The organism is Acidithrix sp. C25, from assembly GCF_904848545.2.
In genome coordinates this window covers 874,343-889,057 of the sequence record NZ_CAJHCI020000001.1, presented here as the reverse complement: position 1 = coordinate 889,057, position 14,715 = coordinate 874,343, and the positions used below count along the sequence as shown (strand labels likewise).

The 14,715-nt window shown below is 49.2% G+C and carries 12 protein-coding genes and 1 pseudogene; 6 read left to right on the top strand and 7 right to left on the bottom strand.

What is annotated here, in order from left to right:
* Nucleotide 1 precedes the first annotated feature (1 nt).
* From ACIDITHRIX25_RS90345 to ACIDITHRIX25_RS90330, 4 genes are all read left to right on the top strand, one after another.
* On the top strand, nt 2-1,750 hold the full coding sequence (locus tag ACIDITHRIX25_RS90345; RefSeq protein WP_201732582.1) for a pyruvate, phosphate dikinase: 1,749 nt from the start codon (nt 2-4) through the stop codon (nt 1,748-1,750).
* Between the two features lie 28 nt (nt 1,751-1,778).
* Complete coding sequence (locus tag ACIDITHRIX25_RS90340; protein WP_201732581.1) at nt 1,779-2,966, top strand: thiolase family protein; 1,188 nt, start codon at nt 1,779-1,781, stop codon at nt 2,964-2,966.
* Between the two features lie 28 nt (nt 2,967-2,994).
* Nucleotides 2,995-3,699: a tyrosine-protein phosphatase gene (locus ACIDITHRIX25_RS90335; protein ID WP_201732580.1), complete on the top strand. Its 705-nt coding sequence runs from the start codon at nt 2,995-2,997 to the stop codon at nt 3,697-3,699.
* A gap of 939 nt (nt 3,700-4,638) precedes the next feature.
* Nucleotides 4,639-5,253: a GPR1/FUN34/YaaH family transporter gene (locus ACIDITHRIX25_RS90330; RefSeq protein ID WP_052604264.1), complete on the top strand. Its 615-nt coding sequence runs from the start codon at nt 4,639-4,641 to the stop codon at nt 5,251-5,253.
* Nucleotides 5,254-6,667: 1,414 nt separating this feature from the next.
* Here the strand turns inward: ACIDITHRIX25_RS90330 and ACIDITHRIX25_RS90325 are convergent.
* Both ACIDITHRIX25_RS90325 and ACIDITHRIX25_RS90320 read right to left on the bottom strand, forming a co-directional pair.
* Nucleotides 6,668-7,063: a type II toxin-antitoxin system VapC family toxin gene (locus tag ACIDITHRIX25_RS90325; protein WP_201732579.1), complete on the bottom strand. Its 396-nt coding sequence runs from the start codon at nt 7,061-7,063 to the stop codon at nt 6,668-6,670.
* Nucleotides 7,064-7,312 (bottom strand): type II toxin-antitoxin system Phd/YefM family antitoxin, encoded by a 249-nt coding sequence (locus ACIDITHRIX25_RS90320; RefSeq protein ID WP_201732578.1) that lies wholly within the window; start codon nt 7,310-7,312, stop codon nt 7,064-7,066.
* A 373-nt stretch (nt 7,313-7,685) separates the two neighbouring features.
* Between ACIDITHRIX25_RS90320 and ACIDITHRIX25_RS90315 the strand changes: the two genes are divergently transcribed.
* Both ACIDITHRIX25_RS90315 and ACIDITHRIX25_RS90310 read left to right on the top strand, forming a co-directional pair.
* Complete coding sequence (locus ACIDITHRIX25_RS90315; RefSeq protein ID WP_201732577.1) at nt 7,686-7,985, top strand: type II toxin-antitoxin system RelE/ParE family toxin; 300 nt, start codon at nt 7,686-7,688, stop codon at nt 7,983-7,985.
* 45 nt (nt 7,986-8,030) lie between these two features.
* Nucleotides 8,031-8,336, top strand: a complete 306-nt coding sequence (locus ACIDITHRIX25_RS90310) for a helix-turn-helix domain-containing protein (protein WP_201732576.1) — start codon at nt 8,031-8,033, stop codon at nt 8,334-8,336.
* Nucleotides 8,337-8,782: 446 nt separating this feature from the next.
* Here the strand turns inward: ACIDITHRIX25_RS90310 and ACIDITHRIX25_RS90305 are convergent.
* The 5 genes and pseudogenes from ACIDITHRIX25_RS90305 to ACIDITHRIX25_RS90285 form a co-directional block, all read right to left on the bottom strand.
* Nucleotides 8,783-8,995 (bottom strand): annotated as a pseudogene (locus tag ACIDITHRIX25_RS90305) (transposase); the annotation flags it as partial.
* 171 nt (nt 8,996-9,166) lie between these two features.
* Nucleotides 9,167-10,099: an ADP-ribosylglycohydrolase family protein gene (locus ACIDITHRIX25_RS90300; RefSeq protein WP_201732575.1), complete on the bottom strand. Its 933-nt coding sequence runs from the start codon at nt 10,097-10,099 to the stop codon at nt 9,167-9,169.
* Nucleotides 10,090-11,202, bottom strand: coding sequence for a 5-methylcytosine-specific restriction endonuclease system specificity protein McrC (gene mcrC, locus ACIDITHRIX25_RS90295; RefSeq protein WP_349632147.1), 1,113 nt, complete (start codon nt 11,200-11,202; stop codon nt 10,090-10,092). Before mcrC ends, ACIDITHRIX25_RS90300 begins: the two co-directional genes overlap by 10 nt.
* A gap of 17 nt (nt 11,203-11,219) precedes the next feature.
* On the bottom strand, nt 11,220-13,427 hold the full coding sequence (locus ACIDITHRIX25_RS90290; protein ID WP_201732573.1) for an AAA family ATPase: 2,208 nt from the start codon (nt 13,425-13,427) through the stop codon (nt 11,220-11,222).
* 13 nt (nt 13,428-13,440) lie between these two features.
* Complete coding sequence (locus ACIDITHRIX25_RS90285) at nt 13,441-14,493, bottom strand: HTH domain-containing protein (RefSeq protein ID WP_201732572.1); 1,053 nt, start codon at nt 14,491-14,493, stop codon at nt 13,441-13,443.
* Nucleotides 14,494-14,715: the final 222 nt, after the last annotated feature.

Genomic DNA, 14,715 nt, shown 5'->3' with positions numbered 1-14,715 from the left:
TATGCCTTTGGCTGAAAATCCAATCGTTCTCGATGGTAGCGTCGAGCTTTCAAAGAATGACATAGGGGGAAAGGCGTGGAGTATCGCTCACATGGCTGCCCTAGGAATACGAGTACCACCGGCATTCGTCCTACCAACTTCTACCTGTTGGGCATATCTAAATGGAGGAATGACGCTCTCTGAAGATTCCAAACGCGCGCTTCGAGAGGGGATTGCGTACTTAGAGGAATCTCTGCATAGAACCTTTGGCCGAGGACCTAGCCCCCTATTGGTTTCAGTAAGGTCAGGCGCACCGGTCTCCATGCCGGGGATGATGGATACAGTTCTAAACCTAGGAATCGACCAAGTAGTTGAAGACAAACTTGCCGTAGAATTTGCAGACGAGGCCTTCGCACGAGAGGTTCATTGCCGCTTCATCGAATCCTATGGAAGGATCGTTCTAAAAGCTGAGGTCGAGCGCACTCCACAGTCATCCCCTAAGGAGCTAACGGAGCAGATCGCTAACCAGGTGGATCGTCAGGTACCCACCGATCCATGGGAACAACTCTTTGGAGCAGTAGCTGCGGTCTTTGAATCATGGCAATCACCGCGAGCGCGCACCTACCGCCGCCATTGGTCGATCTCAGATGAACTTGGAACCGCTGTAACAATACAGGCGATGGTCTTTGGAAATCGTGATGAAGTCTCTGGTACAGGTGTGATCTTTAGCCGAAACCCAATGACTGGCGAGGGTGCGCCGTTTGGAGAGTACCTCAGTAGAGGCCAAGGAGAGGAGGTGGTCTCGGGTGAGCGCACTCCACAAAACCTTTCACGACTAGCCGAGCAGATTCCCGAAGTTTGCCGCGAACTTCTAGCTACTGCGTCCAAATTGGAAAAGGACGCGCGCGATATCCAAGACATTGAATTCACGGTTGAGTCAGGGACTCTCTACTTTTTGCAATCACGAGTAGCTAAGCGCTCGCCCCGTGCTGCAGTTAAGTGTGCAGTCGAGATGGCTGAGGCTGGATGGATAACCCGTGAAGAGGCACTTTCAAGGGTCAGTGCCGACCAAGTGAAGATACTTCTACGGCCATACTTAACCGAAGAGTACCTCGTGAATGCACAAATCGTAGCCCAAGGCCAACCATCCTGTCCAGGAATTGCCCAAGGCATAGGGGTAACCGGAGCCGATGAAGCGGTCGCAAGGGTGGGCGATGGTGAAGCCGTGGTACTCCTCGCGCACAATACTAGCCCGCAGGATCTACATGGCATGATCGTCTCGTCTGGAATATGCACTGAAGTTGGCGGATCAACGAGCCACGCCGCGGTGGTCTCAAGGCAACTCGGTCGTCCCTGCATCGTCGGATGCGGTAACGAAGAGCTCTCAGCCCTTGAGGGTAAGTTCATAACCGTAGATGGGTTCAACGGAGTTATTTACGTGGGTGTAGATTGGCTCCCTAAGGCAAAGATTGACGAGGACCCTGACTTAAGTACCTTGCTTGCGTGGGCTCGCGAAGTCGCGCCTATCAAAGTGTCTACGCCAGATGTAACTACGAATTTTTTAGATCTAGACCTTCAAGGGATAACTGAGTTAGACCAGGTCGTATCCTACGTCGGCGATCGACGTCAGGTGAGAAGCACTCTTTTTGAGACACTCGAAGGTATCGAGGCGGCGATGAATATCGAAGGCATCGAGATAGTCACCGAACAACCCTTGGTGGCTCTTTTGATGGCTATGGAAGTAGCAAATAAAAGGAGCTCACAGAGATGAGGATAACGCCACCAATAGGTCTTCGATTATGACGAGAGCGGCGGTCGTTGACGTAGTCCGCACCCCATTTGCTAAAGGTCGAGAAAGTGGCTCCTTGGCGGGCGTACATCCCGTAGATCTTCTAGCAAGGTGCCTAACTGCGATCGTCGAGCGCAGCGGAATCGCTGCAGAATATATCGACGATGTGATAATTGGGTGTTCTTTACCGGTCGCCGAGCAGTCTGGCAATATCGCTCGGAATGCAGTACTTGCAGCGGGCTATCCCGAGACCGTTCCCGCAGTCTCAATCGACCGCAAGTGCGGTTCGTTCCAACAATCTATGCACTTTGCGGCCCAAGGGATTATCTCTGGGGCATATGACGTCGCAGTTGCCGGTGGGGTTGAGGTAATGGGGCTCGTACCGATGAAGGCTAATCGAATGGGAAAGGATGAAAAAGGTCCAAGCTTTCACAGACGCTATCCCGCTGGACTCATTTCGCAGGGTGTCTCAGCAGAGCTCATCGCTTCTCGGTACAATATTTTGCGGCAGCAGCTAGACGAGTACTCCCTGCGGTCACATCAATTGGCAGATGGCGCCATGAAAACTACCTCCAAGATTGCATCGATGGTTGCAATTGAAAACTCCGGACGAATAGTCGAGAGTGACGAAGGAATTCGTCCCACTTCAACTTTTGAGGCCCTATCGTCGCTTCGGCCCGCCTTCTACTCACACGAAATGGCCGAGCGCTTCCCCGAGATCGAAGAGTGGAGGATCACAGCGGGAAACTCCTCTCAGATCTCCGATGGGGCTGGGGCTGGGCTAATAGTAAGCGAAGACTTTGCAAGGGAAAATGGCTTGAGTGTAAAAGGGTATCTCTCGAACTTTTCCGTGGTAGGCGATGATCCAATCATGATGCTAACAGGAGTAATACCGGCTACTCGGAAACTGCTCGAGCGGAGTGGTTTAGAGATAATGGATATCGACCTTTTTGAGGTAAACGAGGCCTTCGCCTCGGTGGTGTTAGCGTACGCCAAGGAGTTAGAGGTGCCCCTGGATCGCCTAAATGTAAGTGGCGGTGCTATCGCCTATGGCCACCCAGTTGGAGCTTCGGGAGTCCGCCTCTTCACTCAGATCCTCGATGATTTGGCTCAACGAGGTGGGGGGAGGGGAGTTGTCACCATGTGCGAAAGCGGAGGGATGGCAAATGCCACTCTAGTTGAGGTAACTGACGGATGAGAATTTTGAACGAAAAGGAGTACGAGTAATGCTTGAGGGAGCTTTCAACTTTCGAGATTTGGGCGGAATAAAGACAGCAGATGGGGCAGAGATCGCCTACGGCAAGCTCTTTAGAAGCGACAGCTTGCAAGAACTAACTGCGAGCGACGTAGAGGTTGTTAGTAACGAGCTTAAGGTGAGGTGTATCGTAGATCTTCGCTCGACGCGAGAGGCTGTTACCGAAGGTAGGGGACTGTTAGGACGTATTCCACTCTGCTACATTAATCTTCCACTCATAGACGTAGATAGCCCGCATGGAGATCCGGGGGAACTAACTGTAAATCAGTACCTTGATCATCTCGAGACCGATGATAACCTCGTCCTTGCCATTAACTTACTTGGATCATTAGTCCAACTTCCAACTGTCGTTCACTGTGCAGCAGGTAAAGACAGAACAGGAGTCCTAGTCGCCCTAGTTCTCCTCCTACTTGGGGTCCCGCAGGAAGCTGTAGCGCACGATTACCTAAGAACCACCGAGAATATGGACCGTATCGTGCAACGCTTTAAGAAATGGCCGCGATACGCCCACAACATGGAGACTCTTCCCCCAGAAATATATAGTTGTGAACCTAAAACCATAGAGATATTCTTTCGTGAACTTAACTCTCGATACGGTGGAGCTGAAAAGTGGGCTGAACAAAAGGGAGTCTCCTCTGACGCAATCGAGCAGCTGAAGATAAATCTTTTGGGGTAGAGCACCAAATAGCCATCGAAGCAGCGATCGATTCCGATATCAACCACGAACAAGAGAGAGATAAAGGTAAACAATTTAAATTCAGCCGGAAAAGCTATTTGGCCTCAGGTTTTGCACAAAGGTATTACTTATCATTAAACAGGCGGCCGAGCACTTTCGACAATCAATAGCAAAAACTTCGGATCTCAAAGGGAACCACCCTAATACGGCACCGGGTCTCATATCTGTAGCTTACCCAAGGTATTACGGATCTGCCAAGAGCCTAGGTCGAGACAAAGGTCCAATTTCAAAAGAATGCAAACCGAGCCAATCGTCTTTTCACATCACTTCGCATTCAATTCGTCCAAGTACTCACGTAAAGAAATACCTGCGATCTTATGCACCTAACGGGGTCCTGTCAGTAGATTCTTCACCTCAAATCACAGAGCCGATTAGATCGATCGCACTTGGTGTGGAAGTTCGGTGTTAATCGAAAGTACGGAAGTCACCCTCTCACGCCGCTTTCGTCAGATCAGCTGATGACGACAAAGACGATAGACAAGGCGCGCGAAGATAGGAAGCATTAAGGGTTGAAGTTCAGACTTCAATAATTCCCCAAGAATAGATAGTCAACGAAAAAAGATGTCCTACATCTGTACTGACTCATAGGTTCAACTTTTGGGTAATTGCGACCTTCGATTTATAGAGATGCCTAATAAAAAAATGACACAAGGGCACTTAACACCATTTCAAGATGTCTATTCGCCGATTGTGTAAAAGCGAAACAACTTGGTGTTGAACTAATCGTAGATAAACATAATTTCTCACTTGACACCAAGTTGTCCGATCACTAAGCTTCAAACGCGCGGTAGGAAAGGTCATTCGGATGAGGAGATCACCAAATACGCGGACCCTATACCTTCTTCGCAAACCAAAAATCTTTACATTCCGGGGGGAATTATGACTGACACCGTTCAGGAGACCGTAGTAGCACCACCAGCACCAACTGGTGATCCAGCAATGATAGGGTTACCGTCATTCATTGTGGGAGCGACCGCGTTCGCACTTGGAGCAGTTGGCTACATACCAGCAGCTGGTTCAGGAGGGGTGTTGCCAAACATCATTACCGCCACGGGCATTGGACTACTCGTTGCAGCAGTTTGGGCAACGCGTCTAGGACAATCGGCTGTTGCTAGTCTCTTTGCGATATTCGCAGGATTTTGGCTTTCGTATGCTGCGCTACTACTCGGCCTAGATCATAATTGGTACGCAATTCCAGCCGCTGACGTAAAACAAACTATAGTTACCTACCTTGTGGCATGGGCAGTCCTGATCGGAGTCCTAACGCTAAGTACGCTGAGATTACCTATGGTATTTTCAGCAATTCTAGCTCTAGTGGAGATTGCACTTCTATTTATACTCGCGGGCACGATTCAGGGATCGAATACATTAACCCATATCGGAGGATACATCGTCTTTGCCTTCTGTGCCCTTGGACTTTACGCCTTTGCAAGTGCTGCAATGATTTCAACTGGGGGGAAGGGTCTTTCACTTGGCAATCCAATCGTAAAATAGCTCGGAGGATGAAGGGCAATGGTTTTCCAATTACGAATATTCGCCCACTTAATAGACCATTGCCCTAATCGTATTACCGCGACACGGCGAATAACATCAACATACTCGCAATGCGCGATCCTACCGTTGAGTAGGATCGCCACCGATAAAGTGTCAGAACCCGAGGAAGAAATCACCGAACCCGACGATCTGATCACTGAGCACCGGCGGATCCGGTCTCGAGCCGATCAGCATTCGGGAGGCTATTTGGGTAGCAGATTAAGGGCCAGTGCCGACGTCGGAAGGATTGGGTCATTGAAGATCTGATTCGCGCGATGGTAAACAATGCAACTTGGGCTAATCGAATTGCTCAGATCGAAGCCTGATGTACGCTTTGAACAGTTAGCACACTCAGCGCCGTTAGGAAAGCAATGGTGAAATCAGCATCTATTGAACATGCATAGGTCCGTACGCGCGACATCGAGCGACTTTGTCGTGCCCTTGATTCATCAGCCTTAGAGTTATCGTTCAGTGCCAAGTTGCCACGAGCAACTGCCGAGAAGGTGCTCCCCCTCCTGGCTGATTAAATCAGCTTCTACTTCTTTTTTCCATTGGAAGATAGTTGCACTTGGTATCTTGCCTACTTTAGCAAGTTAGGAAAAAGCACCTCTTAGTATATTTGGATCTGAAAGGAGTGTCCTTATTTTTCTAATAACAGCTTCTTTTTGATCCTTTGGATAAAGTATCATCGTTCGCCGGAGTTCTCGCCCTATGGGGTTGTACATATTTTACTTGAGCTGATGCCAACCAGCCTGACACCTAGGGTGTCTGTCTTGAGTGCCGAGTTAGTGCTGGCCTTGATGCTGCGGGAACGAACCGCATCAAGGCCGAGAACAGGGGCGTCCTATTCAAGACGGACGCGGTCCGTCGCCGTCTTATTGATTTTCAACTCGATGATGTACTTTTTAGGAAATGTAATTGGCACTCGGACCGTGTTGCTTCTGATTTTACTCCCCGTAGACGCTCTGCTCTTAGCCATCTACTTCGGGTGGGTTTGGTCCGGTAATTGGACCAAGATGAAACTTCCTAGGGAAAGATCGACGGCCAGTTATAGCTGGTCTTGTGTAGTTCGGATTGTAAGACCAATTTTGCTTACGATGAAGTTGGTAAGCCACGACTAGCCCGAATGTCCTGCGTCGTCATTGCGTCGCGCAGCAACCGCTGGAACTGGCCCATCTTCCAGCCACTAAGAATGCCGTCATCAGTTAGAGGGGGAGAGTGGCCGACCGTCGACGTTTGCGAAACGGTTCGTATTGTGTCACCCAAGGTCCCCTTCGAAGCAGAATAAACCGAGTCTGATTGCATAGGTCACCGGCACGATTTTCTCTATGAAGTCCACTGTCCAAGAAGTCAGCCTGGTCGAAGCTCACGTCACTCAGACGGTAATAACGCGAATCAGTTCTTCGAGGCCGACGAAGTCATCCGGATTGCGCGTATAGAGTTCGAGGCCATTCGCGTGAGCGATTGCCGCGATGAGTAGATCGGCCATGCGCGATGGGTGCGTGCGACCAGTACTCGCAACGGCCGCAACAATCTGGCCAAAACTTCGCGCGGCGGCAGCGTCGAAGGGGATTGGCTCGAAGGTTGCTTCGGTTTGCTGCAGGCTCGCCTGACGAACAGATTGCTCGGTGACGGTGGATGCCAGAATGGGACCGGCGGCCAATTCGGCAAGCGTGATCGCGCTGACCGCGATCTCCTCGGGTAGGACTCTTTGCACCGAAGGATCATCCCAATCGATGACTACGGAAATATCAAGTAGCCCCGGATTCATCTAGAGATCCTGATTGATGAGGTTGTCGAGGTCGGCCCGAAAGAGCTTCGCATCGATACCGGGCCCAGTATCGATGAAATTTGCGATGCTGGATTTCGGTACCACGGTGCGTCGTAGCGTACGAAGAGGGAGCAATTCGGCTACTGGAACTCCGTTGCGGGTCACAACGAAACTCTCGCCAGCAACTACTTCATCGATCACTTTGGCGTTGTCATTGCGCAGTTCACGTTGAGCGATCGTCTTTGCCACGAGGAAAGTGTAGCAAATTATGCTACGAATTGCTACAGGTTAGATTACTACGTCCGAATACGGTTGCCGAACAAAGTGGTCCAAGTGGTCGAATTGCTCACCTACCAGAGAAGAGTCCTCTATTTGGAATCATTTCGGTTCTTATTGTGTCTCTCAAGGTCCGCTCGTTGTCTCTTTCACAACATTCTGCCCAGCAAACCCGCGACCTCTTTTCCGTTCACTCTCGTAGCTAACCTGACTTAACCTGAGGGACAGACATCGCGTCCATGCCATTCACGAGGGACTGCTCGGAGGAAGCGACAATCTACTTGGCAAGTTCTTACAACCCTTGAGTTGTATAACCTTTATATTGCATACTATCCTTACGTAGGAAGTGGATCTCGAATTCGTCGAGCGTTGGCTCTATGACATTGATCAGAGCTCCTACGAACAGGTTATTGCTGCTTTGGAGTGGCTCATCGACCGAGGACCACAGCTTGGACGTCCGTTGGTCGATACCGTAAAAGCATCACGTCACAAGAACATGAAGGAGTTGCGTCCAGGCTCTAGAGGGCGTTCAGAATTGAAGATTCTTTTTTGCCTTCGATCTATAACGAAACGCAGTTCCTCTAGTAGTGGGAGACGAATCGAAAAGTTGGAAGAAGTGGTGTCAAGCGAAGATCCCAGTTGCTGACAAGCGCTTTGATGACCACATTAGGAAACAGAAAGGAGGATCGAGATGTCAAAGAATTTGGACGACATGCTCGCAAGACGTCCCGTCAACCGCGAGGTTGTGGAGGAGCACAAAAAGCAAATGCTTAGCGAAGTCCGGTCTTACCGCCTTCGCGAGCTGCGCGAAGCTTCTGAGGTCACCCAGGTGGAACTCGCTAGTCGCATGAAGGTCAGACTGAATCGCGTTTCACGCATCGAACATGGCGACATCGAACGCGCACAACTCGATACACTACGCAAGTATGTCGAGGCAGTCGGCGATGAATTGAGAGTTGAAGTCGAGATTGGCGATGAACGTTTTTTGATCGCGTAAAAGAGGTCGAAATTATTACCCGGGCCGGATCAAACCGAGCTAGATCACGCGGTGATTTCGCTGAGCAGTGGTGTTACATTCTGTAAGTAAATAGCCACAACTTCTGGCGACGGCGTACACTCGCTTGAGCTTGCAATTATAAATGCTTGGGTAAAACCGCACTACGAATCGCAGATGCGACTCAAAATACTATTCAATGATCAGTTCATCAATAGTGAAATTCGTCTTCACTTTTTATACAATTCTTCACATTCCCGTAGGATTACAGCTTTTGTGCTGGCGAGTTCGCCAGCAGCTATCTTGCATCGCAACACCTTTTCGCCTCAATGCTTGCCAGATCGTGCTCGCATCCAAGCCAAGTAGGCCACCGACCATGTTCGGGGACCCTCCGGCCTGATAAGCCTAACCTTTGCGCTAGCTGTTCAGAAGTGAGTGGATGGGCGGTTTCAAGTAGACAACGCAACGAGTTCGGCAAGTTTCTCCTCAGGTACCTTATAGCCAAGGGTTTTTCGAGGTATGCCATTTAGGCTTCTTTGTATCTTTTGTAGATCTTTTGCAGAGAACTTATTGAGGTCTTCTCCCTTGGGGAGATATTGGCGAAGTAGGGCATTGGTGTTTTTGTTTCATTCCCTTTGCCAAGGGGAATGGGGATTGCAGAAGCCCTCTTGGAAACACCGGAGTAAATTGACCCCAGTTAGCTTGACCAAGTGGCCCCATTAATTACATGCTTATCTCAAATAAAATTTGTACATTTGCGGGTTCATCAAGTGCTCGCAACTAACTATTGCATTGGACTACACGTAAACAACCAGCACATGAATCAGTGGACTTTATTGGTTGCCAACTAATCGACTTGCTATCTCCAAGGCGTCCACTGGCCAAAAGCACTCTGGTCGCGGGCGATGGACGCCAGGACTTCCGACTTTAGGTCGGCAGTTCAAGACGGAGTCGACCCATTGGGATGGTATCGCGTCGATACCGTAGACAGCACCCAATAGCGCTCCACAAATTGCTGCATTGGTATCTGTATCTCCACCTCGCATAACCGTATCGACGACGCCTGTTTCAAAACTAGGAGCATTTAGCAATTGCCACAGCGCATTGCGAAATGCAATCAAAACCCAACCTTGTTGATGGACGTAGTCAGATGGTGGTCCTTCGGTAGCTCCTTGGATTACATCCATGAGTAAAGGATCGACTACTTGTTCGTGAGCCCACTTTTTGATCTTGCGATAGAGTGTCTCGCCGTCGCATCCAGTTGAAATAGCATGAGCAATAGCCATTGTGAAAAGCGAGTTGGATTGAAGGCATACCTGATTGGGATGAGTTATAGCGGCGTCTTGTATAGCCCATTCTCGAACTGTATCCAGAGAGTGGCTAGCGCCGAAAATACCCAAAGGGCTGATCCGCATCATGGCTCCGTTGGCCTGGCTGGCTGAGTTCGGATACCCTCGAAGACCAGAGGAAGTTGTCATACCGCAGTCAAAAGGATCGGAGTCTAACCAGAATTTATAGGCATTAAATGCAGCATTAGAATCATAGGTGCCACGCTCTAGCAACATCCGTGCCAAAAGAAGTGCCATCTCTGAATCGTCGGTTGGCTGACCGGCAATGGTGTTCCATGTGCCTCCATCAGACAATTCTCGTAAGCCATCAGGGTAGCGGCGTCTGATCTCCTCAGGAGACTGAAATTCGACCAGACTGCCTAGGGCATCCCCTGCGAGTTGACCAAGTAGACATCCCTGGGCACGATCTAATTGCATGATACTTCTCCTACGACTTTCAATAGCTGTTCCCGGATATCCTTCGCCGTTGCGCCTAAGTCAACGGTAGCAAATCGAATCTCATGGTTCTGGATTACAACGGATTCGTTAAATGAACTATCCACAGATGGATGAAGGAGCAACCCGGATGCATTTTCAGCGAAAGGATCGCCTCTTCCTTCCTGAGACCTCAAATAGGTGTAAATCTGATAAACGTAACCATTGCGTAGTGTCTCTTCGCGATACCAACCTCGCGTCACAACGGAGGTGAACTTTGTGTCAATTACGATGCGGCGTTCAGCTTTTTTGTGTTCGAGGATGATATCAGTTCGCATCGAGGGTAACACCTTGTCGATATCCTGGTTCCTTTTTTCAATCTGCCAGGTGTACGTTTTTCCAGCTTCGACGCGCCATCCCTGTGGAGAAAGCGTGACATCATAGAAACCCGCGATTCCTTTCTCATAGAGCTTTCTAATCCAGTGAATTTCCCTATCGGGCGACGATAGCATCTTTGCGCCAACGTTCTCTGTAGGCAATGCAAGGTTCAATGCAAGATGAGCCGCAGCTACCATAGACTGATCGCCAGAGTCGTGTCTTCCGAAGCGGTCGACTGAAACTTCGCTACGATTAGGTCGATCCCCGATCACGCCCATACGTCTCAAGCTTGTTGCCAATGACCGGCATCGATGTGCCAGTGCCTTACTGACGACTATCTTCGAAACTTCCTCAAGGGCTGTCCGAACGTAACGGTTTCGAGGCGTATCGATCGTCAACTCGTCGAATCGACAGGCAACCTTTCCTCGATCCAATAGTCGGTGCCTCTCAGTGGTCAGCAGATCAATCCGGCCTCGAAGGCAGCTAAGTACAGCCTCACGCGATTGATAGCCATAACTCAAGTTTCGCTGAAGGCGACGCTCAACACGCCGACACAGCAATTCAGCTACTAGATCGGCGATTTCGTCGGGATTGTCCTCTACTGCTACCTTTGCATTCTCAAGTTCTCTAAAAAGATCTGATGCATACAGCATGAGCAGCCAAAGGTTACGAACAGGGATGCGGCCTATGTAGCCAACCTCATCCTGAACATCTGTTCGCGAATCCATCGAAGCAAGTGTCAAGGTCAGAATCCCTCGAGGAGGCGTTCTTTGGCCTTCTTGGAGGTTGCGGGGGAATCGAACCAATACTCATCCAGTAGCGGGCCAATCTCGGTCTCTACTACTTGACAGAACCAGGCGCTAGGATCCTTAATACCGTTATCGCCCGTCGGAGTGACGTAACTATGTCCAACTCGATACTGAGGTCCGAGGCCAGAGTCCGCTGAGATCATTTCATTCAGCGCTGTAATGTTGCTTTCAATTCTGTCGAGTATTTGTGCATCGAATCCGTATCTAGTTTGAACCCAATCGCGCCATGGCTTACCGAGTTTGGGCTCTAAGTCAATGAAAGCAAAGCGGCGGCGCAAGGCCAAATCAACTAGAGCAAGTGATCTGTCGGCTATATTCATCGTGCCGATTACATAGAGATTTTTTGGGATGAAGACGCGCTCGCCATCGAACTGCCTATACGAGAGTTCGAGAGCCTCGCTAGGTGTCCTCTTATCTGCCTCAAGAAGTGTTAACATCTCACCGAAAATCTGGGCTGGGTTACCACGATTGACTTCTTCAATGACGACAACGTAATTAGAACCTGGATCATTTATAGCTATTTCTATCATCTCCATAAATGGGCCATCGACGAGACTGAGTTTCCCGTCTCCCATTGGCCGCCATCCTCGAATGAAATCCTCGTATGAAAGGTTTGGGTGAAACTGAACAGCCCGTACCTTGTTGTCGTCGCGCTGCCCAATCAAAGCAAATGCCAATCGCCTGGCCAACCAAGTCTTTCCAGTACCTGGTGGTCCTTGAAGGATAAGATTCTTCTTTGAACTAAAGCGATCTAGGATCTGCTGAAGCTTATCTCGCCCAATGAAACATCCATCGGCCACAATATTGTCTATCGAGTACGGAACGAGCGGGGCAGCGATGAATTCTTCTTCAGATGCGGCATTCGCTTCGTCGCCCGGCGCATCGGCTTCTGACTCGTTTGTGGTGTCAGAAGCCTTGCTATCTCCGTACAGCCAAGCCGCAAAGGATAGGTCCGGAAATGAATGTACAGGATAAGTGTCTTCCTTGAAACGAACCTCAAGCGTTTCCAGCACCTTTAGGAAATCAGTTGCATTGCAACGACGTTTGGGGCCATTCAGGTCGATGTGAATATTGAGCTTCTTTTCAATGTAAAGCCGAGACTGACCATCCAGGGTCGGAAAATTCCAGGGACGAATCCAGTACAGCCCCATTGTAAGGTTCCAACCGGTGTTTGAGATGTGGGTCGCTTTGTCATAGGCTAACGCAAAATTGGACTGGGATTCTTCATTGGGCGAATCAGCAAAGTCAATCGCCCGCGCAAAGACCTCCCAGAGGTTTTCAATGTCGTCTTGTTGACGATCTTTACCGTACCCATAAAACCATGACTTCTGATTATTGAGAATAGGAATTCCGTCGAACGAGTCTGGAACGGGCACCGAAACTCCGAGCAGCCGGGCGAGTTCGTTTGCAATTACCTTACGATTTGTTACTGTAATCCCTCGGTTGAATATACCAAAAACAGTAAATGGGCAAATGTCTTTCATTGGACCTATGGAACCGTCTGCGAATTGATCATTTACGATGGAAAAGCCATTTACTTTCGAGGCGATATCGAGTATTCCTGCAACAAGCTCGTTACGTCGACTTTGAAAGGTGAGCAGCTTATTTGCAACTTCCTCGTAAAAACCAGACCACTTAAACGGACTGCTCCTATCGTCGCGATCACCGAAGCGATCACGCCAATAGGGCTCGTTGCGGAACCGATCAAGATCTTGTGATTTTCCTTCAAAGGTAAATCCGATCAATCCATCTGAGTACCAATTTCCAGGCAGGACCCGCCAGACCGTACTTCGATTAGTGTAAAAATACCACTCGCGAACTGGGTCGAACGAGTTCCAATCGACTCTAAGGTTGCGGCCATCACCACAATTTTTAATTACAGTTCCAATCGATTTGATCACCAAAACCGAAACGCTAAAGCCTCTGTTATCAAAGGGAAGGTTGTTCTTTCGCGAATACGTCGATTTAATCGCGATTAAATCCCCAGGTTGAATCGACTTTACTAAATCAAGGTATCTATCCTGATAACCGTTTTCCCATATGCCATCCCGCAAAAAGCGAGATGTCTGATCGTCGGTACCGCCGAAAGTCGCCCCGACAAACCAACACGCCTTTGCACCGACTCCCTCTATCTGTGAATTCACTTCCGAACCACCATTATTCCTTTCCTCCCCCAACAAGTAGAACCTCGTCATCTATCTCAAATAAATCTGGCCTAGAGCGATTAGCCCCGATTTCATACTCCATCAACAGTGATACGAGTTGATCACCATTCATAAGCGCAATGGGAGTTTTATCAGACTCAATAGCCTCGTTAATTGCTCCAGAGCTAAAGTCACTTGTCGTGATAATCAGACCATGTTCATGCGCACCAAGGCTACCTCGCATCTGCTGGACAGTAGGGGACTGAACATTGTTTTTGTGCTTCCACCGCTTCACCTGAACCGCCATTTTGATGCGTACCACCTCTCCGATCACCAAGGTGCCCCGAACATCGATCCCGCCATCGCCAGTAAGCTTTGTAACCTCAACCATCTCGAAGCCCATCTCCACCAGCAGTTGAGAGATAAACTCCTCAAACTCGCCGGGTGTCAAGGCCAACAATTTCTCGTGCAACGCCTTGCGAACTTGTTGGTTATGTTGCTCGATTTGAATTGTAAGACTGCTATCCGTTGATTGACTGAGGCTAAAGTAGCCTTTACCGTGCTTTACGAAACGAGGTTGCTTACCGTGCTTTTGCTGACTCTTAATTAAGGTGATCAGCTGCTCGTACATCGTTGCAGCTGGTGTTTTCCCTCCCGTATTCAACCACCCTTTTTGAAGGGCCCTGTCAGTGATTTCCCTGTAGTTCACCGGCTTATTGCCACCGTACTCTTCGAGTACCTTCTGGGCACAATCAATGAAGGTGAAGTATGCACCTTCAGATCGAGTCTTTTGCGTTTCATCTACAAGAGTCATATCTGGTGCGGTATTCTTGCCAAGCATTGGAATACCATTCAACGAAAAAGTTTGGGGAGCAACCATAACGAAGGACGACTTCGCGCCCTTCGTTTTGATGTCCTTATACAGTCGTGCGCCAACTGTTTTATCGGGAGTCTTTCCCGAAGACTTCCAAAGACCATCACTTATCAATTTGTCAGTGATTGTCTTCACGTGTAGCGGCTGATTGGCCGATTTGAGAACCTGCTCAACAGCATCTAGTAGCTCCATTACACCTTCTATCAAAAATTGCGGAACGAGAACTGCTCAAGACTTTTCAACGACAAAACGGTACCTACGAGTCAACGAGCTTGAGTGGTTTGTACTACGTGCGCAAAGCGCGTGAAATGAGATGATTGAACTTCACGAGGACTAATCTTATCGAAGGTTAGACCGTTGGGAGTGGTGTTCATCTTCCGGATATTCTGCACCCTACATCTAGCTATTGAAACT

Excerpts from the sequence above, each read along its gene's own strand:
- ACIDITHRIX25_RS90345 (WP_201732582.1), top strand. The coding sequence starts at position 2 with ATGCCTTTGGCTGAAAATCCAATCGTTCTCGATGGTAGCGTCGAGCTT.
- ACIDITHRIX25_RS90340 (WP_201732581.1), top strand. The coding sequence starts at position 1,779 with ATGACGAGAGCGGCGGTCGTTGACGTAGTCCGCACCCCATTTGCTAAA.
- ACIDITHRIX25_RS90335 (WP_201732580.1), top strand. The coding sequence starts at position 2,995 with ATGCTTGAGGGAGCTTTCAACTTTCGAGATTTGGGCGGAATAAAGACA.
- ACIDITHRIX25_RS90330 (WP_052604264.1), top strand. The coding sequence starts at position 4,639 with ATGACTGACACCGTTCAGGAGACCGTAGTAGCACCACCAGCACCAACT.
- ACIDITHRIX25_RS90325 (WP_201732579.1), bottom strand. The coding sequence starts at position 7,063 with ATGAATCCGGGGCTACTTGATATTTCCGTAGTCATCGATTGGGATGAT.
- ACIDITHRIX25_RS90310 (WP_201732576.1), top strand. The coding sequence starts at position 8,031 with ATGTCAAAGAATTTGGACGACATGCTCGCAAGACGTCCCGTCAACCGC.
- ACIDITHRIX25_RS90300 (WP_201732575.1), bottom strand. The coding sequence starts at position 10,099 with ATGCAATTAGATCGTGCCCAGGGATGTCTACTTGGTCAACTCGCAGGG.
- mcrC (WP_349632147.1), bottom strand. The coding sequence starts at position 11,202 with ATGGATTCGCGAACAGATGTTCAGGATGAGGTTGGCTACATAGGCCGC.
- ACIDITHRIX25_RS90285 (WP_201732572.1), bottom strand. The coding sequence starts at position 14,493 with ATGGAGCTACTAGATGCTGTTGAGCAGGTTCTCAAATCGGCCAATCAG.